This is a genomic window from Arthrobacter sp. NPDC058097 (assembly GCF_042884885.1).
Lineage (GTDB): Bacteria > Actinomycetota > Actinomycetes > Actinomycetales > Micrococcaceae > Arthrobacter.
This window is the reverse complement of sequence record NZ_JBHVSZ010000025.1, coordinates 1-23,021: the sequence shown is the minus strand read 5'-3', so window position 1 is coordinate 23,021 and position 23,021 is coordinate 1. Positions and strand designations below refer to the sequence as shown.

Sequence of the window (23,021 nt, the reverse complement as noted above, 5' to 3'; positions counted from 1 at the left end):
TCGAGGAAATCACCACGGGCACTGACGGGAAACAACTTTGGCATCTGAACGCTCCATCTATCAGAGCGTTGCTACGACCATATGACTTTGCCGGCGCTTTAGCGGCCATTATCTGGACAAAAACTCCAAGCCAAACGAAATGGACGGACGACGGCGGGACCACCCGCCGTCGTCCTTCTTGCTTTAAGCGGTCCCCTGGCGAACCGGCTCCGCCCACCCTGTGATGCAACTCATGGAAAACCCTTGACAAGTTTGTACAAGTCTTTCCATACTTGGGGAGAAGGGTTTCAACGAAGCAACTGGAGGACCGATGGCGGCAAAACTTACGGACGTCGCAAAGCTCGCAGGCGTCTCACTCGCCACGGCGTCACGGGCGTTCGGCGACCCCGGCCGGCTCGCCGCCGAAACGCGCCAGAAGGTCATGGACGCCGCCGCCCAACTCGGGTACGACGTCCCCGGCCTCAACGGCAGCCGCACGTTCGGCGTCGTGGTCCCGGACATCTCCAACGCCGTGTTCGCCGCACTCATCAAAGCCATCCAGGACCAGGCCTGGCACGGCCGGCACCGCATGGTCCTGGCCGACACCGGCGAGTCCTCCGCCCGCGAGCGCGACCACCTCGCCGCCTTCACCACCGGCGTGGACGGCATCATCCTCTGTTCCCCGCGCCTCCCCTCGGACCAGATCCACAACCTGGCCGGCAACGCGCCGCTCGTGGTGATCAACGGTGAAGCGGACCGGGCCGCCCGCGTACTGATGGAGGCAGGCGAAGGAATCCGCCAGGCCGTCGAGCACCTCCACGCCCTCGGCCACCGCAAGCTCGCCTACATCCCGGGCCCGGCATCCTCCTGGGCCAACGGCCAGCGGCTCGCGGCCATCACCCGCCTCTGCGAAGAGTGGGGCATCGAACTGGTCACGGTGGGCAACCAGAACGCCACGGTCGACGGCGGTTTGGCCGCCGCAGCTTCGGTGGTCGCCAGCGGCGCCACCGCCGTCATCGCGTACAACGACCTCGTCGCCATCGGCATGCTCGCCGGCGCCCGGACGCTCGGCTACCACTGCCCCGAGGACATCAGCGTGGTGGGCATCGACGACCTCGACATCGCCGCCGCCGCCGAGCCCGGCCTCACCTCCGTTAGGGTCCCCATCAACCGCAGCGGCTCCCTCGCCCTCGAACTCCTGCTCGAACAGATCGCCGGCAAGCCGACGGCCACCGAGGCGGTCCACCTCAACTCGCAGCTCATCGTGCGCGGCTCCACCTTCGCCGCCCGCAACGCCGACCACACCCTCCAGGGAAAGTAACCATGAGAATCGTCATTGCAGACCCCAACCTGATGCCCCAGCGCGCCACCTTCGAGGCGGCGCTGCCGGAAGGCACCGTCACTTCCTGGCACGACAGCTGGAATGAACACTCGGTCCTGACCGACCTCAAGGATGCCGACGTCTACGTCGGACCGAAGTTCACCCCCGCCATGGGCGCCGAGGCACGGAACCTCCGGCTGGTGCACGTGGCCGGCGCCGGCTACGACGGCATCGACGCGGACGCGCTTCCTGCAGGAGCCGTCTGCGCCAACACCTTCCACCATGAGGGCTCCATCGCCGAGCACATCGCCACCGTGCTCGTGGCGCTGCGCCGCAACCTGCTGGGCCAGGACGCAGCCCTGCGCAGCGGCGTCTGGTCCTCCTCGGTCTACTCCCCCGACATCCGCCAGCCGGAAACGCTGCGCGGCGCCGTGGTGACGCTCCTCGGCTTCGGTCACATCGGCAGCACCGCCTGGAGGCTGCTGCAGGCCTTCGGCGCGGAAGGCATCGCCATCACCCGCAGCGGCTCCGTCGACGCTGATCAGCACGGCCTGCGCTGGGCCGGCACCACGGACCGCTTGGGCGAGGCCCTCAGCGAATCCGACGTGCTGGTGGTCAGCATCCCGCTCGACGCCGGAACGACCTCCCTGATCGGCGCGGCGGAACTGGACAACCTCGGCCCCGACGGGCAGCTCGTCAACGTGGCCCGCGGTCCCGTCGTCGATGAAACGGCGCTTTACGACGCCCTGAAGGACCGCCGCATTGCCGGTGCGGCCATCGACGTCTGGTACCAGTACCCGGGCACGGACGGCCGCGGCGAACCCTCGGCACTGCCGTTCGGCCGGCTGGACAACGTCGTCATGACCCCGCACTCCTCCGGGGTGACCGCCGAGACCTTCCGCGGCCGCGCCCGCGAGATAGCCGAAAACATCACCCGACTGTCCGCGAACCAGCCACTGAAGAATGTCGTGATCTCCCGATGACCCGAAAAATCGTCGACGTCGACGTCCTCGTCACCAGCCCCAGCCGCAACTTCGTCACCCTGAAGATCACCACCGACGACGGGCTCGTCGGCTGGGGCGACGCCACCCTTAACGGCCGCGAACTCTCCGTCGCCAGCTACCTCCGCGACCACCTCGCCGCCGCCCTGCTGGGCCGGGATGCCGACCGGATCGAGGACACCTGGCAGTACTTCTACCGCGGCGCCTACTGGCGCCGCGGGCCGGTGACCATGGCCGCGATCGGCGCCATCGATCTGGCCCTGTGGGACATCAAGGGCAAGAGCTTGGACGTCCCGGTCTATCAGCTGCTGGGCGGTGCCGCCCGGGACAGGATCCTCACCTACACCCACGCCACCGGCTGGGACGTGCCCGAACTCCTTGACTCCGTGGACCGCCGCCGGGAACAGGGCTTCCGCGCCGTCCGCGCCCAGTCCGGGGTTCCGGGCTTGGACAAGGTCTACGGCGTCACGAAGGGCGCCGCCAGCTACGAGCCTGCCGGCCGCGGCGCCGGACCCGTCGAAGAGGACTGGGACACTTCTGCCTACCTCCGCCACGCCCCGAAGGTCCTCGCCGCGGTCCGTGACCATGTGGGCCCGGACCTCAAGCTCCTGCACGACGTGCACCACCGGCTCAACCCGACTGAGGCCGCCCGGCTGGCACAGTCCCTCGAGGAGGTGGACCTTTTCTGGCTCGAGGACGTCACCCCGGCCGAAAACCAGCGGCTGCTGCGCACCCTGCGCCAGCAAACCACCATCCCGCTGGCCATCGGCGAGGTCTTCAACACCGTCTGGGACTGCGAGTACCTCATTACTGAACGCCTCATCGACTTCATCCGCACCGCCGTCGTCCATGCCGGAGGCATCTCCCACGTCCGCAAGATCCTCGCGCTGGCGGAGGTCTACCAGATCAAGGGCGCGCCGCACGGCCCCTCCGATGTCTCGCCGATCAATCTCTCCGCCTCGCTCCATCTGGGCCTGGCCACCAGCAACTTCGCCATCCAGGAATACATGGGCTACGACCCCCTGGTGTCCGAGGTGTTCCAGTCCAGCTTCCGCTTCGAGGACGGTTACCTCCACCCCGGCGACGAGCCAGGTCTTGGCGTGCACGTGGATGAGGACGCCGCCGCGCGTTTCCCGTACAAGCAGGCCTACCTGCCCATCGCCCGTGAGCTCGACGGCTCCATGAAGGACTGGTAACCATGACCTCCGTTCCCCCGCTCTCTGCCGCCACCCCGGGAATCCTGACGCGCCCGGCAGCACCGGCCGCCGGGATCGTGCACCTGGGTCTGGGCAACTTCCACCGCGCCCACCAGGCCGTCTACACCGACGCCGCCCTCACCGCCCACGGCGGCGACTGGGGCATCATCGGCGTAGCCAGCCGCTCCAACACCATCCCCGACGCCATGCACGCCCAGGACATGCTCTACACCGTGGTGGAAATTTCGCCTGAGGGCTCGAAGTTCTCTGTTCCGCGGGTCCACACCGACGCGTTCACTGCCGCCGCCGATCCCAGCCGGGTGGTCAAGGCGATTAGCGACGCCGGCACCCGGATCGTGTCGCTGACGGTCACCGAAAACGGCTACAACTACACCCCCGCCACCGGCTCCCTGAACCTGCAGGACCCCGCCATCCGGCACGACCTCGGCAACCCCGAATCACCCCAGACGCCGATCGGGCAGATCGTCCGCGGCCTGCAGCGCCGGTCCCGGACCCACGCCGAACCGGTGACCATCCTCAGCTGCGACAACCTCGCCGACAACGGCCACCACACCCGGCGGCTGGTCCGGGAGTTCGCCTCGCTGCTCCCGCCCGCCGAATCTGCTGAGGTTCTGGCCTTTCTCGACACCCGCACCAGCTTCCCCTCCTCCATGGTGGACCGGATCGTGCCGGCCACCACCGACCACTACCGCAGCCTGGTCGCCTCCCGGCGCGGCTACATCGACCGGATCCCCGTCCCGGCCGAACCGTTCACCATGTGGATCGTCGAGGACAACTTCATCGCCGGGCGCCCCACCTGGGAAGCCGGCGGCGCGGTGTTCTCCGACGAGGTGGGCGGCTACGAGCAGCTGAAAGTCCGCCTGCTCAACGGCACGCACTCCCTCATCGCCTACCTCGGAGCCCTCACCGGCGCCGTCACCATTCCCGAATCCGTCTCGCACCCCGCCATCGAACTGGCCGCCCGCTCCGTGCTGCGGAACGAGTACCTGCCCAGCGTCTCGGTGCCCTCGGGCGTGGACGTGGACGCCTACGAGGAACAGCTCTTCTCCCGGTGGCGCAACACGGCCCTGGGCCACCGCACCAGCCAGGTGGGCTCGGACGGGTCCGTCAAACTCCGGCAGCGGATCCCGCTGCCGGCACTGCAGATGCTCGACGACGGCCGGTTGCCTCAGCTGTTGGCCCTCACCACCGCCGCATATCTCGCATGCATCGCCCCGCTGCCCGGGTTCGAGCCCGGACCCCAGGCCCATGCCATGGAGGACCCGGCCCGCGGGCTGCTCTCCGGGCTGGCGGCCGGATCCCGCTCTGGCCAGGACTTCGCCCGCCGGGTCCTCGGCGACCACCACCTCCTCGGCGAGGAACTGGCCGAACGCGAGGAGTTCACCGCCCGCACCGGCGAGTTCATCGACATCATCCACTCGGCAGGCCCGCTCGCCGCCATCGCGGAAGCCAACACCGCCCTTGCTCCCGCCCCGTCCCTTCAAACCACACGGAGCACGCCATGACCACCCAGTCCATCCCCGCAACCAAAGCCGCCGCGCTCCCCACCGGCACACAGGCCGCAGTGCTTCACGCCGCCCGCGACCTGCGCATCGAACACAAGCCGCTGCCCGCCCTCGGCCCGAACGACCTGCTGGTCGAGATGCGCTCCGGCGGGATCTGCGGCTCGGACATGCACTACTTCGCCGACGGCCGCAACGGCACCAATGTGCTGCGCCAGCCCACCGTCCTGGGCCACGAGGGTGGCGGCGTCGTCATCGCCGCCGGACCGGCCACCAAAGTCGCCGCGGGCACCGCCGTCGCCATCGAACCTGCCCTGCCCTGCCGGGAATGCCCCACCTGCCTGTCCGGGCGCTACAACCTCTGCCCCGCCGGCACCTGCTTCGGTTCCCCGCCGACCGACGGGCTGTTCGCCCGCCACGTGGTGGTGCCCGAAGCCGCCGTCCACCGGCTGCCGGACAGCATCCCAGCCGAAATCGGGGCCGCGATCGAACCGCTCGCCGTCGCCGTCTGGGCCGTCGAACGGGCGCAGGTCCAGGCGGGCCACCGGGTGCTGGTCACCGGCGCCGGGCCCATCGGCCTGCTGGTCGCCCAGGTCGCGGCAGCCAGGGGCGCCGCCGAGATCGTGGTGACGGACGTGAACGACGACCGCCTCGCCGTCGCCGCCAAGTTCGGCGCCACCCGCACCCTCAACACCGCATCCACGCCGCTGGACCTGACGGGCATGGACCGGCTGATCGAATGCTCCGGCAACACCCGGGCCCTCGCAGACGGCATCCAGACCCTGGCACCGGCAGCCCGGGCCACCGTCGTCGGCCAGGCCAAGCCCATGGTAGACGGCATCCCGCTCGGGTTCCTCCAGCGCTACGAGATCGACCTCGTCACCGCGTTCCGCTACGCCAACGCGTTCCCGACGGCGATCGAGCTCGCCTCGTCCGGCGTCGTGGACCTCCCGTCCATCATCACCAGCACGTACCCGCTCGAAGACGCCGCGGCCGCCCTCACGGCACCCGTGACCGACCCCACCAACCTCAAAGTACTCATCACCTACCAATCCCCAACCGCTCCCTAACCTCGCAAGCTCAGCCAGGGAACCCGGCGGTCGTGGCCCCAAGGCCCGGCCACTCCAGGACATCCATTCAAAGGAGTATGGAAATGACCACAGCACACGTTCCCCCAGGGAATATCGACCAGAGCAAAGTCCGGAAGGCCGCCGTCGCCGGCCTCATCGGCACCACCCTCGAACTGTATGACTTCGTCATCTACGGCACCGCCTCGGCGCTCGTCTTCAGCAAACTGTTCTTCCCCAACGTCTCCCCCGCGGCGGCGCTGATCGCCAGCTTCACCACCTTCGCCGTCGGCTTCCTGTTCCGCCCGCTCGGCGGCGTCTTCTTCTCCCACTTCGGCGACCGCCTCGGCCGGAAGTGGATCCTCGTGGTCACGCTGCTCCTGATGGGCGGCGCCACGCTGGCCATCGGCCTGCTGCCCACCTTCGACCAGATCGGCCTGTTCGCCCCGGTCCTGCTGTGCGTGTGCCGCGCAGCCCAGGGCTTCGGCGCCGGCGCCGAACAGTCCGGCGGCGCCACGCTGCTCACCGAATCCGCAGCCCCCGGCACCCGCGGCAAGCTGGCCTCGCTGATCATGGTCGGCGCCGCCGCCGGCACCGCCCTGGGCGCGCTGGTGTGGATCGCCGCCCAGTCCCTGGCCCCGAACGACATGCTGACCTGGGGCTGGCGCCTCGTGTTCCTCTCCAGCATCTTCGTCACCGTCGCTGCCCTGATCATTCGGCGCAAGCTCGATGAATCCCCCGTGTTTGAGGAGATCAAGCAGGCCCGCACCGAACCGCCCGCACCGCTCAGGGAAGTCGCCAAGTTCGGCAAGGCCAACGTCCTGCGCGTCATTCTGATGAACTTCGGCGTCAGCACCCAGTCCTACACCATCCAGGTGTTCATGGCCTCGTACCTGATCACCGTCGTCGGAACCGACCCCAAGTTCATCCCGCCGGTGCTGCTCATCGGTGCGCTCTGCGGCGGTGTCGCGGCGGTCTCCTTCGGCATTCTGTCCGACAAGATCGGCCGCCGGCGCGTCGTCTCGCTCATCACCGGTGCGCTCATCCTCTTTCCGGCACCCGCTTTCATGCTCCTGACCACCGGCTCCCCCGTCGCCATCGTGCTGGTGATCATCGTGGGCTTCATGCTGGCCTGCCAGGGCGTGGTGGGTGTGCACATGAGCTACTTCCCGGAGATCTTCGGCAGCCGCTACCGTTACGCCGGCGTCACCCTGGGCCGCGAGTTCTCCTCCATCATCGGCGGCGGCATCGCACCGATGGTCTGCGCCGGACTGCTGGGCCTCTTCAGCAACTCCTGGATCCCGGTGGCCATCTACATGTCGCTGACCATGCTCGTCAGCTTCATCGCCACGCGGCTCTCCCCGGAAACCGTCAACCGTGACCTGACCGACCCCGAGGACGCCCGCCGTGCCAGCGGCGTGGTCGCCACCCCTTCGGTGGCGGCTGAGCTGGCCGCCGCCCGCACCGCCAAGTAACTCGTCCCGTCAAGTGATCCAGGCACCAACCAAAAGTGCGAGTGCACGACGGCGGCACGCGCCGCCGTCGTGCACTGGCAGTTCCGCTTTACAGCACTTCCGCCGCAAGCCCGCCAACTCCCAAAGGAATCCCATGCTCCGCCTCGAAAACCCCGGCACGGCGTCCCGGCCGGCACCCTCCGCAGTCCTCCGCGAGACCCGGGCCGTGGCCGTTCTCCGCGCCAGGCACGCCTCGGACTACGCGCCGGTCATCGAGGCGCTGCAGCGCGGCGGGGTACTCAGCATCGAGCTCACGCTCAGCACGCCCGGGGTCTGGGAGGAGCTTCCCCTGCTCCAGGGACGGTTCGGGGATGCCCTCGAGATCGGCGTCGGAACTGTCACGGAAGCATCGGAGGCGGAGACGGCCCTCGACCTCGGCGCCGCCTACATCGTCACACCCGTCACGGATCCCGGCGTCATTGCCGCCTGCGTTGCTCGCGGGGTTCCGATCTACCCTGGCGGCCTGACCCCCACCGAGCTGCACACCGGCTGGAGGCTGGGAGCCACCGCCGTCAAGGTCTTCCCGGCCTCCACGGTCGGCGCCGGCTACATTTCACAGCTGCGCGGCCCGTTCCCTGACATCGAGGTGATCCCGTCCGGCGGCGTCAACATCGAGGATGTGCCGGCCTGGATCAGGGCGGGAGCGCTGGCCGTCAGCCTCGGCGGGCCGCTGCTGGGCGACGCCTTCAAGGGCGGCGACCTGCAGGACCTCACGGCCAGGGCCCGGCGGGTCCGCGAGCTGATCGACCAGAGCGCGGAGCAGCTCGGGGCCGCCAAGTGAGCGGGGGCAGCGCCGCGCCGTACGTCCTCACGTTCGGTGAGACCATGGCGCTGATGCGCGCTGACCAGGTGGGCCCGCTCGCGCACTCCTCCACCATGAGCCTGGGCATCGGCGGTTCCGAGTCCAACGTGGCCATCGGCCTCCGCCGGCTCGGCGTGCAGTCCGTATGGTGCGGGCGCGTGGGGGCGGACTCCCTGGGCCAGCTTGTGGAGCGCGAGATCCGCGCCGAGGGCGTGGACGTCCGCATCGCCGTCGACCGTTCCGCACCCACCGGTTTGATGATCAAGGAGCGCCGGACTCCGGACGCGCAGCGGGTCAGCTATTACCGTGCGGGAAGCGCGGGTTCGCGGATTGCGCCGGTCGACATCGACGACTCGCTCATTGCCGGAGCCGGGCTGCTGCACGTCAGCGGCATCACGCCTGCGCTGTCAGCCCAGGCGGAGGCTACGCTGCGGCATGCCATCGGAGTGGCCCGGGCTGCCGGCGTTCCGGTGTCGTTCGACCTGAACTTCCGCGGCAACCTCTGGTCCGCCGAAGGTGCCGGCAGCGTCTACCGCGACATCATCCCGCTGGCGGACATCGTGTTCGCCGGGGAAGACGAGGCAGCAATCGCCGTCGGCCCCGGTGAACCAGAGGAGCTGGCCCGCCGGATCGCCGACCTTGGACCGGGGCAGGCCGTGATCAAGCTCGGCGCCGACGGAGCCCTCGCCCTGGTTGACGGTGCTTTGTTCCGGCAGCCGGCTGTTCCCGTTTCTGTGGTTGACACGGTCGGTGCCGGCGACGCCTTCGTGGCGGGCTACCTTGCCGAACTCATGGAAGGCCGCGACCCGGCCGAAAGACTCCGCACCGCCGCCGCAACCGGAGCGTTCGCCTGCCTCGTCCCCGGCGACTGGGAAGGCTTCCCCCGCCGCCACGAACTGGCGCTCCTGGAAGCAAAGGAGCCGGTCTCCCGCTAACTTGATCGGCCGACCCACGCCAGAAGCGTTTGGAGTTTTTGTCCATTTGTCGCGACTTCAAGGGCCTCCTGCGGCCATTATCTGGACAAAAACTCCAACCAAAAGGAGGACGACGGCTGGACCTGCCGCCGTCGTCCTCCTTGCGTTTTGTGCCACGCCCTCTGTTGTCCCTTACGACTCCAGGTAGCTACGAACGCTGCTTCGCAGAATGTCCGCATGCTCGTAGATCTCGTCGAGGGAGTTGATCGGGATACGCGTCTCAGTCTTGCTTTCATCGAAAACACCCAGATATTTCTGGACGCGGTTGAAGTGCAACCTGGCGATTGGCTTGCGGTTGTTGTCATCGAGCAGAACCGCAAAGTAGGACTTCGCGTCGCGCTGCACGACCCTCGCAGGCTTAACATCGCCGCACACGATGGCCCGAACGATATGGAATCCCTCCAACTCTTCCAGAGTGGTCTCGATCCCGGTCTCCAGCAGGTCGTCCTCCGCCGACTTCTCGCTGGTGACAGTAGCCGCAATCTCAGGGTCACTTGCCATCGGGAAGTTTGGAGCCCCCAGTGCCGTCTTCAACCGTTCGTTGACCTGATCATTGAGGAATTGCTTCGTCGCCTTCGTTACCAGCCCAGTGAACTGCTCCCTGACCTTCTGTGTGTAAGGTCCCTCATAGACCTTTGCTGTCAAAAATTTGATCCAGTCATCCTCAGGCTGCTTGAACTCAGATGCGATGACTCGCTTGATTGCCCCGATGTACTTCAGTTCACCCGCGGCGCTGATGATCGATTCAAGATCGAAGACGTCCTTGGACAGTTTCATCAACTCGGGAATGAGGGTCTCGTCAACCTCGTTGAGGTCCAGGACGAGGAAGGGCTTCGCGTCCATACGGTTGGGCGCATCGAGGTCAGTGAAAAACTGATACACCTCGCCGTTAGTCAGAATGGCGATTCGGGCATTCGTCACCGCGAAGTAGCGGAAGAGCTGGGAGGCGTGCTCAATCCGCAAGGGCTCTTTGGATTTCTTGCACTCGATGAGGATCTGCACCGTCCCGCCATGCATGATGGCATAATCGATCTTTTCGCCCTTTTTCACGCCGACGTCAGCTGTAAATTCCGGCACGACTTCCAAAGGATTGAAAACGTCATAACCAAGAATCGTCGAGATGAAGGGCATCACGAAGGCATTCTTGGTTGCCTCTTCGGTCTCGATCTGCGACCTCTGCTGCCGCACTTTTGCTGCCAGCGCTGTCAGTCGTTCAGCAAACTCCATTGTCCCCTCCAGATTCACCTACACATAAGTCCCGCAATATGCCATGGCATATTCGTACAAGCTATGTGCTGTTGCGACGGGCTGCAAGATATTCGCGCAACCCATCGATTACGGGTTTGCAAACGCCTAGCTGCCCGCCCCGGACGCCGCTCCGATGATAAACAAGAGGAAGACCAGCATCGAGAGAACGCCCGCAATCGTGTCGATCCAGCCGAGCACCTTTCCCAACGTTGCCGAATGGTGCAAGGCTTCCGCTTTCCGTGCATTGGAAATTGCCAGCGGGCCAAAAACGATGCCGAGGAAAAAGAACCCGATGACGCCGAAGATGACGGACTTTTCCTTGAATTTGCTGCCATGGAAGAACTCGAGAGAGTTATTCTGCTGCACATTCGGATAGTTCGGATACTGGTACGGCTGATTGCTGGGGTAGGACATGTGAGCCTTTCGCGATGCGGGCGGTTAACTTGTTGCGGGAGCGATCGCCCCAGCGTGCACTGCCGGCCATCGATTCCCTCAGTTGAAAAGTAGCTTGAGCGAGCTGATCAAGGACGCCTTTCAGCCGATCCTGCGGAAATCCTCCCCATAATCTGTGAAGACGTTGAGGGTGGATCCCAATATTTGGACACAAGCTACAGAAGAGCACGACGGCGGGACTTCCGCCGTCAATGTCGAAACGGGCCAGTTGTCGCGACCTGAAGGTCGTTTAGCCGCCATTATCTGGACAAAAACTCCAAATCGAAGCGGGCGGAATCACTTGGCAAGCTGGGCGGCTCCGAAGGACACGCTGAACTGGACGCACCACAGATCCACGGACTTGTATCTGGCGAGGTCGACGCCGTCGGGGATCGCGTAAACCTGGTTGCCTTGGTTCCCCTTGATCATGCCGAGGTCAAAGTGCTCGGCGGAACCGGCCGTGAACCATCCTGCCGTTCCCTCCACGACGTCCACGGCACTGAGCCAGACGTGCACATCCGGACCGTTGGAAGTGTCGAGATTCTCCAGTGTCAGAACGCGCTTCCCGCCGGGCTGCTGAATGATCCGGACGGTTCCTGTGGTGGCGTGTTCGTGGCTGATGAGCGAACCCTCGGCAAGTTGAACCGGAGCCGCGGGGGACGCGGAAGCGGAGGGTGTCTTCACGGCGGCGGAGGCTTCCGCCGATGACGCCGAAGCCACAGCTGTGGGCAACTGCTCGTCCACCCGCACGTCCACAAACAGAAGCCACGGCTTGAACAACACGAGCCCCAGCGCCAGCACGACGGCGCCCACAGCGGCGGTGATCAGCCAGCGGCGCTTGCGGTTGCGGGCCTGCATGCTGCCAATCTACACCCGGTCGAACTGGGCGAGTTTTTGTCCACGTATCGCGAGTTGAGAGGTGTTTAGCAGCCATTATCTGGACAAAAACTCGGAAGATAACAGGGGGTTAGCCGACGCGGGGCATCGGTTCCCCTGCGTTCAGGGCTGCGGCCATCCGCGCGGTGGCCTGGGCGGAAGCGCGTTGCTTGGCCGGGTGGGACTGCAGCCAGGCCGGGATCCGTTCGGCGGGCAGCGGCTTGCTCCAGAGGTAGCCCTGGGCGAGGCGCACACCCAAGCGGCGAAGTTCGCTTAGCTGCACGCCGGTTTCCACGCCTTCGGCCACCACATCAAGCCGCAGGCTCTCCGCCATGCCGAGGACCAGCTCGATGATCGTGGCCCCGTGCGGATCGGTCCCCAGCTCCTCGACGAAGGTGCGGTCGATCTTGAGGGTGCGGGCCGAGAGCCACTTGAGGTAGCTGAGCGATGAGTAACCGGTGCCGAAGTCGTCGATGGACAGGCCCACGCCCAGGCGGGCCAGCCGCTGCAGCGTTTCCTTGGGCAGGTCCGGCTGGTCCATGAGCACGGTCTCGGTGATCTCCAGGTGGACGGCCGCGGGGTCGATGCCGGTGTCACGGATGGCCGCCTCCACGACGTCGGGGAAGTCGCCGGCCACGAGCTGGCGGCCGGAGATGTTGACGGCCGCCGTGAAGTTCGCCGCCCCCGGGACCTGAGTGCGCCACTGCTGCACCTGACGCAGCGCCTCGCGCAGCACCCAGGTGCCGATCGGCAGGATCAGGCCCGTCTCCTCGGCAATGGGGATGAAGGCGTCAGGCATGATCGGGCCGTGCTCGTGGTGGTGCCAGCGCAGCAGCGCCTCGAAGCCGACGGCGCCCTCAGTGGAAACGTCGATGATCGGCTGGTAGTTCAGCGTCAGCTCGCTGCGCTCCAAGGCAAGCCGCAGGTCTGACTCGAGGTCCAGGCGCCCGGTGGCACGTCCGGTCATGCGCACGTCGTAGATCGCGGACGAATCCCCGCCGGCGGACTTGGCCCGGTACATGGCGGCATCGGCCCCCTGCAGCATCGATTCCGCGGTGTCCTCCTCGTCCGCCAACGCGATGCCCACGCTGACATTAAGGTAGATCTGCCGGCCGTCCACGTCGAACGGCTGCCGGGTCGCAGCCCGTATCCGTTCGGCCACGGCCTGGGCCCCGCTCATCTGCAGGCTCTCGCAGATCACCACGAATTCGTCGCCGCCAAACCGGCCCACCGTGTCGGCGTCCCGGACGGAGGCCTTCAGCCGCTCCCCCAGCTGCACGAGGATCTGGTCGCCGGCGCCGTGGCCGATGCCGTCGTTGATCAGCTTGAACCGGTCGACGTCGACGAACATCACCACCGGGCGGGCGGTCCGGTCCAGGAAACCCTGCAGGACCTCGGTCACCATGTACCTGTTCGGCAGGCCGGTCAGGGCATCGTGGCGCGCCTGCCACTCCAGGATCTGCTCGGCGTTCTTCCGGTCGGTGATGTCCAGGACGGTGTCCAGAAACCGGATCGGCTTGCCGTCTGCGCTCTTCATGCTCCGGATCCGTGAGTGCAGCCACCGCTGTTCGCCGGTGGGCCGAATGATCCGGTACTCGAAGTCGGCGAAGCCAAGCCCGCGATCCAGGCTCTCCCACACGTCGCGGACACGGTCCCGGTCGTCAGGGTGCGTCCGCGCCAGGATGGTTTCCCTGTCCTTCGGGCCGTCTGCCGCCATTCCCAGGATCCGGTCGAATTCCTCCGAATGCCACGTCTCGCCGGTGGCTACCGTGTGCTCGACGCTTCCGACGTGGGCCATCTCCTGGGCTGCCAGCAACCGCTCGCGTTCGGCTTCAGCCGCCGCTTTCAGGCGCTGGATCTCCGTGATGTCCCTGGCGATGGCGGACGCGCCCACCCGGATGCCGTCCTGGTCGTAGACGGGGGACACGGTCAGTTCGACGTCGATCACCGACCCGTCCTTGCAGCGCCAGCGGGCCTCCACACCGGTGACGAACGCCCCGCTCCCCGGGCGGGAGCTGACGTCCGTGCCAAAGTAGGCCCCGTCGTCGGCGGTCACCAGCGCGTGGCTGTGCCCCACCGCCTCCCAGGAGCTCCAGCCGAGCATCCTGGCCGCGCCCGCATTCCAGCTGGTGATTTTGCCGGTGAGGTCAGCGCCGATGATGGCATCGCCGGAGGATTCAACCATGGCCGAGAGCCGGCGCAAGATGGCCTCGGTGTGCTTGCGGTCGGTAATGTCCTTTGAAATCGCCACGACCGCCACGGGGACTGTGTGCCGGCCCCTGATCCGGCTGACCGTCGCGTGGACCGGAAACTCCCGGCCGGTGCTGTGGCGCACCCACAGTTCGCCGGCCCAGTCCCCGCCGCGGGCGATTCTGTGGGCAATTTCCAGGTCCGTGGCAGCCTGGCCCCGCTCCTTGGAGCCGTCCACGATGCCCAGGTCACTGATTTTCCGCCCCAGCGCCTTGTCCGGGGCCAACCCGTACAAACGCTCCGACGCGCGGTTCCAGTACGTGATGCGCCAGTCGCCGTCCATGCCGATGACCGATTGGCCGATTTCGTCCAGCAGCAACGACTGCATGACCAGATCGTCACGATGTTCCCCAGCCATTAACCCCTCCGACAAGTGCTCCCCCACATGGCAGCGCGCTAAGAAGTGGACCCGTTTGCATAGGGAACCGTGCACGAAGTAAATCAGCAGGACGGAGTTCCTGCAAGGGTTTCCGCTACGTGGCGGCCTCCGCCTCCGCGAGCCGGATCATGCGCAGCTCATCCCGGACCGCACGGGACGGCCAGTGGTCACCGGCCAATTCCCGGAGCCGGGCCGGTCCGGCTCCGGGGAAAAGCTTGTCCATCAGCCCTGCCGCGTGCAGCAGGCCAATCAGCGCGGCAGTTCTGGCGTCCGACGCCGATCCGCTGAGTATGTTTTCGATCCTCGCCAAAAGTGCCGCTTCCGGAGCATGGTCCTTCTCCGGATAGCGCGTGGTCCTGAAGACGCCAAGATGCTTTTCACCCACCTGGGTCACGACGCCGAGAGCGGCCATCCCCTCATAGACTCGGTGCAGTTCGGCGCGGCTTTCCAGCATGGCGACCCACCGCCGGGGGCTGTGCGGCCGGGACTTGTCGTGGATCAGCTCCCACTGGTGCAGGAAGTCCGACTGCGGCGGGGCTCCCGTGGCCCGCACGTATTTCCCCTGCAGCTGGATTGCGCCCAGCAGGTCAAGCTCCGCCAGGATGGCGCCGGACAGTGCGGCCTTGAGGACGCTCGGCGGCACTTCCGGCTCGCCGTCCTTCTCATTCGTCGCCAGCAGAAGGAACGCCTGCGGCAGGTTCAGCTCCCCCTCGCCCGGTCTTTCGGTGCTCATACCCTCATGGTCGCGCGGTCCAGCCACTGCTGCAATGGACGATCGCGACCCGGTTTTACATGCCAGGCACCAAAAGCACTTCCCGCAAACAAAATTGCAGAGTACATTTAATGCAATCACACTTGCAGAGCGCTCCGGGTTACACAACCCCACCCATGCACGGACTCTGCCCACAGAAAGAGGCCTACCGTGAAGCCCAACACCGCGGGACTGGATGCAAGCACCGGAACCGGCGCTGCCCCTGCCTCCCCTGTCTGGCTCGGCGACGCGCTTCCGGACGTTGCGCTGTCCAAAGCCCAGAGCCGGGTGGTCGATGTGATCGCGCGCAACCCGCAGCTGTCCTCCTATGCGGACATCGCGGAAATCGCCCAGCGGGCCGACGTCAACAACTCCACAGTGGTCCGCGCGGCCCAGCACCTGGGCTACCGGGGCTGGCCGGACCTGCAGCGGGAACTGCGGTCCCGCTACCTGGTGATGATCTCCACCGAGGACACCCTGACGGAACACGGGGAACACCGCAGCCCCTTGCACGACGCGCTCAACCACGACATCGAGAACCTCCGCCTGACGCTGGACTCCAACACGGCCGACGACGCCGAGGCAGCCATCGCCACCATGGCCGCGGCCAGGTCCATCATCGTCCTGGGGCTTGGCTCCTTCGCCGGCCCCGCCAGCGTGATGGCCCATCTGGGCTCCACCATGGGCTACCCCATCACCCTGGAGAACCGCGGCGCGGTCCACCTTGCCTCCAGCGCCAACGCCCTCGGGCCCGGCGACGTTTTGGTGGTCATCAACATGTGGCGCTCCATGCGGCAGATCATCGTCACCGCCGAAGCAGCAAAGCAGGCTGGCGCCAAGGTCATCGCCATCAGCGACATGCGCCGCGGCCGCCTGGCAGCCGTCGCAGACCACCTCCTGGTGGTGGCGTCGGAGGGCATCTCCTTCTTCCAGTCCGTCACCGCCGCAAACTCACTGGTCTATGGCCTGCTCGCAGGCATGGAGGCAGCGCACCCCGAGCGCAGCCGGGCAGCCATTCGCCGCACACAGCAACTCTGGAAAGACCTCGACATCTACCTCGACTGACCGGCAACTCCCCATAGCGGTCCCTGCATCCCGCTCATCTTCTTCAAGGAGCAACTTTATGAACACCAGCACCGAACGCCGCATCGCCGTCATCGGCCTCGGTTCCATGGGCGGGGCGATGGCAGCCACGCTCCACAAGGCAGGCTGGCAGGTCACCGGCTTCGACCCCTCCGAGGCAGCACGCGCCGCCGCGGCCGACGCCGGCATCGCCACCACCGCCCGCGTGGAAGACCTCGCGGGAACCCCCTACGCGGTGCTCTCGCTACCCGCCGCAAACGTCGTTGAAGCAACCGTGCCGCAGCTCCTGGCGGCACCGGGAACCGTCGCGATCATCGACACCACCACCTCCGAACCGGCAACGAGCAGGCAGATGGCCGAACTCGCTGAAGCCCAGGGCGCCGCCTTCGTGGATGCCCCCGTCTCGGGCGGCCGCGACGGCGCATCAACCGGAACCCTGAGCGCCTTCATCGGGGCAACCGACGCCGCCCTTGCCGCCGCCGCACCCGTCCTGCTGGCACTCACCGGTGGGAAGTTCAACCACATCGGCGGCCCCGGCAGCGGCAACGTCGTCAAGCTCCTCAACAACGTCCTGGCGGCGGCCAACCTGGTCTCGGTCGGCGAGGCCCTGGGAGTCGCCAAAGCCTACGGCATCGACCCGGCCAAGGCGGCAGCAAGCATCAGTGATGCGTCCGGCGGCAGCAAGGTCTCCGCCAACATGTACCCCAACTGGGTGCTCTCCGGAACCCACGACTCCGGTTTCTCGCTGGGACTCATGGCACGCGACGCCGCCCTCGCCGTTGACGTGGCCGCCCAGGTCGGCGAAAACCCGGCCTTGCTGACCGCCGTCGCCGGCCAATGGCAAGACGCCCTGGTTGCCCTCGGCCCGCGCGCGGATTTCACCGAGATTGCGCGGACCGTGGCCCCGGCCATCACCCCCGCCGGCGCGCCCGGCAGCACAAACGAAACCACAAACGGCACCACCGCCGTCGCCTGACGGCCCTCCAAACAAGACCGACCAGAGGATCACCACCTTGAGCGCCACCACAGCACCCACTTCCTCGTCAGCGGCCACCGCCCGCGCCGTCCTGGACGCAGCATTCCCCGCCGGCCTCGGAGCATTCCTTGACGGCAGGACCGTCACGGGCAGCGGCGGGAACATAACGCTCACCGCCGCCGCAACCGGCGAACCGTTCGCCACCTACGCCGACCCCGGCGTCGAAGGCGCCAACGCCATCCTGGAAAGCTCCGTCACCGGAGCCAAAATCTGGGGTGACCTCAACGGCTTTGAACGGGCCGCCATCCTCCGCAACGTCAGCCGCACGGTTGAAGCGCATGCGGAGGAACTGGCCATCCTCGAGTCGGCTACCACGGGCAAACCCATCCGCGACGCGAGGGTGGAGGCCGCGAAGGTCGCCGAGATGTTCGGCTACTACGCCGGCTGGGCGGACAAGCTGACCGGCCAGACCATCCCCGTTCCCGGCCCGTGGCACACCTACACCGAGCGCGTCCCCTGGGGCGTCGTCGTCGCCATCACCCCGTGGAACGCACCCCTCTTCACCGCCGGCTGGAACTCCGCCGCGCCGCTGGCCGCCGGCAACGCGGTGATCATCAAGCCCAGCGAATTCACGCCCGCCTCGTCCATCCGCCTTGCCCAGCTCGCACACGAGGCCGGCCTGCCCGCAGGCGTCTTCAACGTCGCGGCCGGGCTGGGACAGACCGTGGGCGCAGCCCTCACCAGCGACCGGCGCGTCGGCAAGGTCAGCTTCATCGGCTCCGTCCCCACCGGCCGCCGGGTAGCCGTCGCGGCCGCGCAGGCCGGCATCCCCGCGCTCCTGGAGCTCGGCGGCAAAAGCGCTAACATCGTCTTCGCGGACGCAGACCTGGAACGTGCAGCCGACGGCGCCATCGCGGCGATCTTCTCCGGCGCGGGCCAGTCCTGCGTTGCGGGATCGCGGCTCCTGGTGGAGCGCAGCGTGCACGCCCAGTTCGTGGAGCTGGTCGCCGGCAAGGCCGCCCGGCTGCGCGTCGGTGACCCGCTGAGCGCGGACACCGAGGTGGGCCCCATCATCACGGCCCAGCAGTTCGCCACCGTCACCTCGCTCATCGAGGCAGGAATGAACGACGGCGGACGCCGGGTCACGGGCGGAACGCTCCCCGACGCCCTGGCCGGGTCAGCCCTCGCCGGCGGCCACTGGGTGATGCCCACCCTGCTCGACGGCGTGACGCCGCAGAACCGCCTCGAAACCACGGAAGTCTTCGGGCCCGTCGTCGGGGCCGACGCGTTCGACACGGAGGCCGAGGCCATCGCCCGGGCCAACAACACGAACTTCGGCCTGGCCGGCGCCGTGTGGACCTCCGACGTTTCCCGCGCCCACCACGTGGCACGCCAGGTGAAGGCCGGCACGTTCTGGATCAATTCCTACAAGACCATCCACGTGGCGGTTCCGTTCGGCGGCTTCGGCGACTCCGGCCACGGCCGGTCCTCCGGCCCCGGCGTCCTGGACGAGTACACGCAGACCAAGGCGATCTGGGTGCCCACCCGTGCAGCCGGCACCCCGTTCCCGTCCCTCTCCTACTAGGGCAGGCATGTTCATGGAACCGACAGAAGCACCCAGCCTCCGCACCGCCCTTGCCGAGGGCGTCAGCACGTGGAAACCGCGGGTCCTGGCCATGGCGCAGCACATCCACGCCCTCAAGGAGGTGTCCTTCGAGGAGGTCCACTCGGCCGGTGCGGCAGCGGACCTGCTGGCCGAGGGCGGCTTTGAGGTGGAACGCGGCACCGGCGGACTGCCCACGGCATTCACCGCCACCGCCGGCAGCGGCGACCTCACGGTGGCCCTGTGTGTGGAATACGACGCACTCCCGGACATCGGCCACGCCTGCGGCCACAACCTGATCGCGGGCGCCTCCGTGGCCGCCGCCCTCGCGCTGCGGCCGCATGTCGACGAGCTGGGCATCACGTTGAGGACCATCGGAACGCCCGCCGAGGAACACGGCGGCGGCAAGGCGCTCCTGCTGGAACGCGGCGCGTTCGACGGCGTCAGCCTGGCCCTGATGGTCCATCCCGTCCAGGACGGGGTGACCTACAACCCCGCGGGCACCAGCGCCCAGGCCGTGGGCCGGTACCGGGCGGTCTTTACCGGCAAGGCAGCCCATGCGGCGGCCGCCCCGCACCAGGGCGTGAACGCCGCGGACGCTGCCGTGCTGAGCCAGGTGGCCGTGGGGCTGCTGCGCCAGCAGATTCCCGGTGACCACCGCGTCGCAATGTACGTCGCGGAAGGCGGACACGTCACCAACATCATTCCGGAGCGGGCGGTGGTGGAGTTCGAATGCCGGGCCTTCACGCTGAAGGAATTCGAGGTGCTGCTGGAGCGCGTCCGCCGCTGCTTCGAAGGGGCCGCCGTCGCCACCGGCGCCACGCTGGCCTTCGAGGACACGGAGCCGCTCTACGAACCGCTGATCCAGGACGACGCCCTGGCGGCCCACTGGACCGAGGCCATGGACGCGTTCGGCAAGGACACCTCGCCCTCGGCCGGCATCAGCGGCGGCTCCACGGACATGGGCAACATCTCCCAGGTCATCCCGAGCCTGCATCCCTGGCTGAGCATTCCCGGCGCGGACGTCCCCATCCACTCGCACGCCTTTGCCGCACTCGCAGACTCCCCGGAGGCCTACGCCGTGATGTTCGAGGCAGCCACCGCGCTGGCCTGGACAGCCGCCGCCGCGGCCACCACCCCCACCGAACGGGCACGCCTGATCAAAGCGGCTTACCGCCGTCAGACGGTCACACAGGAAGGCACACCATGAGCACCAGCACAACACCCGCGCGGACAGACAAAGCCGGTACAAGGCTCACGCTTCCCATCGCCGCGCTGGCTTTCGTCATTGCGCTGGCGGTCCAGCTGATCGGCCAGGCCAAGATCGACGTCGGCATCGGCGCGATCGTCATCTTCCCCATGGTCTGGGGCCTCATCCTCGGCCTGCTGGTCTCCGTCCAGAAGTTCAAGCCGCTGGGACTGGACCTGCAGCGGGTCGCCGCCGCTTTGGTCGGCGTCGCGGTTCTGCTCCTGGTGGCCAGGCTGGCGTTCAACATCGGCCCCAGCCTTCCCACCCTGCTCAAGGCAGGCCCGGCGCTGCTGCTGCAGGAGGTGGGCCACCTGCTGGGCACCATCGCGCTGGCCCTCCCGCTGGCCGTGCTGCTCCGCATGGGCAAGGCGACAGTCGGCGCCACTTTCTCCCTTGACCGCGAACCGTCCTTCGCCATGGTCTCCGAAAAGTACGGCCCCGACTCCGACCAGTACCGCGGCGTCCTGGCGATGTACGTTTTCGGCACCCTGTTCGGCGCCGTGTACATCACGCTGCTGACGTCCCTGATCTCCAACTGGAGGATCTTCGACCCCCTGGCCCTGGCCATGGGTGCCGGCGTGGGATCCGGGTCCATGATGGCGGCGTCCTCCGCCAGCATCATCGCCGCCTACCCCGGCGACCAGGAGGCCATCCTGGGCATGGCGGCCATCTCCAACCTGATCACCACCATCCTGGGTGTCTACGTTGGCATCTACCTCGCCCTGCCGCTGGCCGACCGTTTCTACCGGGTCCTCACCCGCAAACAGACCCGGGAAGAGGCTGCGGTTCCGGCCGGCGCGCCGTCACAGCGTGGGGACACGGAGCTCGGCGGCGCTGGTACCGGAGAAGGCAGCACCGCCCGGGAGGCAGCCCAGGCCGAGGAGAACCGCCGGTTCCGCGAACGGGTTGCGGAGTCTTCGGCGGCCATGCACCTGCCGCTGTGGCTGTCCCTCTCGGTCCTGACCGTCCTCGGCATCGGCACGGCCTCGGTTGCGGCCAAGGGCTTCAGCCTCACCATCGTCGCCGGGTACGCCATCATGCTGGCCCTCGTCCTGGTCAGCGTTGCCCTGGCCAAGCTCACCAAGAAGATCTCGGCCATCGTCTACATCACCACCATCGGCGCCTACATCTCCAGCCCCTGGTTCTTCGGCGCCGCGGCACTGAACGGCCCCATCAAGTCGGTCGATTTCCTCTCGATCGCCACGGTCATGCTGACGCTCGCCGGCCTGTCCCTGGGCAAGGACATCCCGCTGCTGAAAAACATCGGCTGGAAAATCATCCCGGTGGGCCTGGTCGCGGTCACCGCATCGTTCCTGCTGTCCACCGTGATCGCCGAGTTCGCCCTCGGGCTGTGGCATTAGGCCTCTGCGGCTAGCCATAACGTACAAAAAGGAAGCGGACGACGGCGGGACCTCCCGCCGTCGTCCGCTTCCTTTATACTTGGCTCTTGTCAGCGCAACCGGGACATGAGTACTGTGCGGCCAGCCGGACTTTCGGCCGCACCGGACCTTTGGCAGTGTCCGATGTTCGGCTATTCAGCGCGGCGCCCGGAACGGCGCCGCCGTCAGGGGCCATGAACCGTACAAACACGAGCCCCGTATTTCCAGGCGCCCGGTCGCCGCGCCGGCACAACCCACGGGACGCAGGACGCCACGCTTCGATTACCGCCACCCTTTATCCAAGGAAATCCTGATGTTAGGCACAAGAAGCCGCCTCGCCGCCGTCGCTCTCACCGCCGGCCTCATGGGCATCGCCGCCCCGGCCCACGCAGCCCCCGCAACCCTGGTCAGCGCGGGGCCCGGAATCCTCGTCGCAGACGGCGCCGCCGTCGACATTCCGGTCACCTTCGTCTGCGATACGGGCCCCGCCCTGGTTACCGCGGTACCGGTCATTCAGCTGACCCAAAGGGTCAGTGACGGACGGATCGCCGGCGGCCTCGGAAACGCGGAGCTCAACTGCACCCGGAAGGCGCAGACAGTCACCATCCGGGTGGTTCCCAACCTGATGGCATTCAACGAGGGCACGGCTGCCGCCACCATCGTGCTGCAAAGCTGCAGCGTGCAGTTCCAGTGCTCCGCGGAAATCATCAACACCGAGGTGGAACTCGCCAAGGGCGCCGGGAACGGAATCCAGCCCCAGAGGTAGGGTCAGACGCGGTTCAGTTCCACTCCGCGCAGTTCCAGCCCGCTTACGATGCCCTCCACGAGCGATGCCGGATCGCCGAGGATGTCCACGGGAATATGAGCCTCATCCGCACCCAGCGGCTCCAGCGTGGCAAGCTGCGACGCCAGGAGGCTGCTGGGCATGTACTCGTGCGCCCGGCCGCTGATCCGGCCGGAAATGGTTGCTGCCTCGCCGGCGAGGTGGATGAACACGAGGTCCGGCACGAAGCTGCGCAGCAGGTCACGGTAGCTCCGTTTGAGGGCCGAGCAGGCGATGATGCACGTGGCCTCTCCGTCGGCTGGCGTCGCCAGCGCGGCACCGATCTCGGCGAGCCACGGTGCCCTGTCCTCGTCGTTCAGCGGTGTGCCGCTTGCCATCTTGGCCTTGTTGGCGGCGGGATGAAAGTCATCCCCGTCGAAGAAGGGCACGCCCAGGCGCTCGCCCAGCAGCGCGCCGACGGTCGACTTCCCGCAGCCGGAGACGCCCATGACAACCAGGGGCGGCAGGTTCGTGATCATGATGTGCTTTCCAAACTTTTAGCCGGCGAAGTTGAGGAGGACTTTGCCGGATTGGGCGGAGTTGCGGGCGATGTCGAAGGCTTCGAGGGCGTCGGTGACGGGGTAGTCGTGGGTGA

General features: G+C 67.1%; 20 protein-coding genes. 14 read left to right on the top strand and 6 right to left on the bottom strand.

From position 1 onward, the window contains the following. The first annotated feature begins 310 nt into the window (after nucleotides 1–310). The 8 genes from ACFVTE_RS24190 (at nucleotide 311) to ACFVTE_RS24155 (ending at nucleotide 9,338) form a co-directional block, all read left to right on the top strand. Complete coding sequence (locus ACFVTE_RS24190; RefSeq protein ID WP_387105241.1) at nucleotides 311–1,300, top strand: LacI family DNA-binding transcriptional regulator; 990 nt, start codon at nucleotides 311–313, stop codon at nucleotides 1,298–1,300. A 2-nt stretch (nucleotides 1,301–1,302) separates the two neighbouring features. After that, entirely contained in the window at nucleotides 1,303–2,283 is a 981-nt protein-coding gene (locus ACFVTE_RS24185) for a 2-hydroxyacid dehydrogenase (RefSeq protein ID WP_387105239.1), read from the top strand. Then, a complete protein-coding gene (manD, locus tag ACFVTE_RS24180; protein WP_387105237.1) occupies nucleotides 2,280–3,497 on the top strand; it encodes a D-mannonate dehydratase ManD in 1,218 nt (405 codons plus the stop codon). The genes ACFVTE_RS24185 and manD overlap by 4 nt, the downstream gene beginning before the upstream one ends. Before the next feature lie 2 nt (nucleotides 3,498–3,499). After that, on the top strand, nucleotides 3,500–5,023 hold the full coding sequence (locus tag ACFVTE_RS24175; protein WP_387105235.1) for a mannitol dehydrogenase family protein: 1,524 nt from the start codon (nucleotides 3,500–3,502) through the stop codon (nucleotides 5,021–5,023). Then, nucleotides 5,020–6,090 (top strand): NAD(P)-dependent alcohol dehydrogenase, encoded by a 1,071-nt coding sequence (locus ACFVTE_RS24170; protein ID WP_387105233.1) that lies wholly within the window; start codon nucleotides 5,020–5,022, stop codon nucleotides 6,088–6,090. The genes ACFVTE_RS24175 and ACFVTE_RS24170 overlap by 4 nt, the downstream gene beginning before the upstream one ends. Before the next feature lie 83 nt (nucleotides 6,091–6,173). After that, nucleotides 6,174–7,562 (top strand): MFS transporter, encoded by a 1,389-nt coding sequence (locus ACFVTE_RS24165; RefSeq protein WP_387105230.1) that lies wholly within the window; start codon nucleotides 6,174–6,176, stop codon nucleotides 7,560–7,562. A gap of 133 nt (nucleotides 7,563–7,695) precedes the next feature. Then, nucleotides 7,696–8,382 carry a bifunctional 4-hydroxy-2-oxoglutarate aldolase/2-dehydro-3-deoxy-phosphogluconate aldolase gene (locus tag ACFVTE_RS24160; protein WP_387105227.1) on the top strand — a complete coding sequence of 229 codons (687 nt, stop codon included), beginning with the start codon at nucleotides 7,696–7,698 and terminating at the stop codon, nucleotides 8,380–8,382. Then, complete coding sequence (locus ACFVTE_RS24155; protein ID WP_387105224.1) at nucleotides 8,379–9,338, top strand: sugar kinase; 960 nt, start codon at nucleotides 8,379–8,381, stop codon at nucleotides 9,336–9,338. Before ACFVTE_RS24160 ends, ACFVTE_RS24155 begins: the two co-directional genes overlap by 4 nt. 171 nt (nucleotides 9,339–9,509) lie before the next feature. Here the strand turns inward: ACFVTE_RS24155 and ACFVTE_RS24150 are convergent, their stop codons facing one another. The 5 genes from ACFVTE_RS24150 to ACFVTE_RS24130 all read right to left on the bottom strand — a co-directional run bounded on the left by ACFVTE_RS24150 (nucleotide 9,510) and on the right by ACFVTE_RS24130 (nucleotide 15,295). Then, a complete protein-coding gene (locus ACFVTE_RS24150; RefSeq protein ID WP_387105221.1) occupies nucleotides 9,510–10,604 on the bottom strand; it encodes a type I restriction endonuclease in 1,095 nt (364 codons plus the stop codon). A gap of 126 nt (nucleotides 10,605–10,730) precedes the next feature. Next, on the bottom strand, nucleotides 10,731–11,039 hold the full coding sequence (locus tag ACFVTE_RS24145) for a hypothetical protein (RefSeq protein ID WP_387105219.1): 309 nt from the start codon (nucleotides 11,037–11,039) through the stop codon (nucleotides 10,731–10,733). Nucleotides 11,040–11,354: 315 nt separating this feature from the next. Further along, nucleotides 11,355–11,915 (bottom strand): DM13 domain-containing protein, encoded by a 561-nt coding sequence (locus ACFVTE_RS24140; RefSeq protein ID WP_387105216.1) that lies wholly within the window; start codon nucleotides 11,913–11,915, stop codon nucleotides 11,355–11,357. Between the two features lie 109 nt (nucleotides 11,916–12,024). Then, nucleotides 12,025–14,541, bottom strand: a complete 2,517-nt coding sequence (locus ACFVTE_RS24135; protein ID WP_387105213.1) for an EAL domain-containing protein — start codon at nucleotides 14,539–14,541, stop codon at nucleotides 12,025–12,027. A 115-nt stretch (nucleotides 14,542–14,656) separates the two neighbouring features. After that, on the bottom strand, nucleotides 14,657–15,295 hold the full coding sequence (locus ACFVTE_RS24130) for a GPP34 family phosphoprotein (protein ID WP_387105210.1): 639 nt from the start codon (nucleotides 15,293–15,295) through the stop codon (nucleotides 14,657–14,659). Nucleotides 15,296–15,484: 189 nt separating this feature from the next. Between ACFVTE_RS24130 and ACFVTE_RS24125 the strand changes: the two genes are divergently transcribed. The 6 genes from ACFVTE_RS24125 to ACFVTE_RS24100 all read left to right on the top strand — a co-directional run bounded on the left by ACFVTE_RS24125 (nucleotide 15,485) and on the right by ACFVTE_RS24100 (nucleotide 22,369). Beyond that, the gene (locus tag ACFVTE_RS24125) at nucleotides 15,485–16,378 is read left to right on the top strand and encodes a MurR/RpiR family transcriptional regulator (RefSeq protein WP_387105207.1); all 894 of its coding nucleotides are present in this window, start codon (nucleotides 15,485–15,487) and stop codon (nucleotides 16,376–16,378) included. 58 nt (nucleotides 16,379–16,436) lie between these two features. Beyond that, the gene (locus ACFVTE_RS24120) at nucleotides 16,437–17,372 is read left to right on the top strand and encodes an NAD(P)-dependent oxidoreductase (protein ID WP_387105205.1); all 936 of its coding nucleotides are present in this window, start codon (nucleotides 16,437–16,439) and stop codon (nucleotides 17,370–17,372) included. 37 nt (nucleotides 17,373–17,409) lie between these two features. Beyond that, nucleotides 17,410–18,957 (top strand): aldehyde dehydrogenase family protein, encoded by a 1,548-nt coding sequence (locus ACFVTE_RS24115; RefSeq protein ID WP_387105203.1) that lies wholly within the window; start codon nucleotides 17,410–17,412, stop codon nucleotides 18,955–18,957. A 7-nt stretch (nucleotides 18,958–18,964) separates the two neighbouring features. Continuing rightward, on the top strand, nucleotides 18,965–20,185 hold the full coding sequence (locus tag ACFVTE_RS24110) for an amidohydrolase (protein WP_387105200.1): 1,221 nt from the start codon (nucleotides 18,965–18,967) through the stop codon (nucleotides 20,183–20,185). Next, nucleotides 20,182–21,585, top strand: coding sequence for a DUF3100 domain-containing protein (locus tag ACFVTE_RS24105; RefSeq protein ID WP_387105198.1), 1,404 nt, complete (start codon nucleotides 20,182–20,184; stop codon nucleotides 21,583–21,585). Before ACFVTE_RS24110 ends, ACFVTE_RS24105 begins: the two co-directional genes overlap by 4 nt. 331 nt (nucleotides 21,586–21,916) lie before the next feature. Then, nucleotides 21,917–22,369, top strand: a complete 453-nt coding sequence (locus tag ACFVTE_RS24100; protein WP_387105195.1) for a hypothetical protein — start codon at nucleotides 21,917–21,919, stop codon at nucleotides 22,367–22,369. 2 nt (nucleotides 22,370–22,371) lie between these two features. Here the strand turns inward: ACFVTE_RS24100 and ACFVTE_RS24095 are convergent, their stop codons facing one another. Then, on the bottom strand, nucleotides 22,372–22,905 hold the full coding sequence (locus tag ACFVTE_RS24095; RefSeq protein WP_387105192.1) for a gluconokinase: 534 nt from the start codon (nucleotides 22,903–22,905) through the stop codon (nucleotides 22,372–22,374). Nucleotides 22,906–23,021 lie beyond the last annotated feature (116 nt).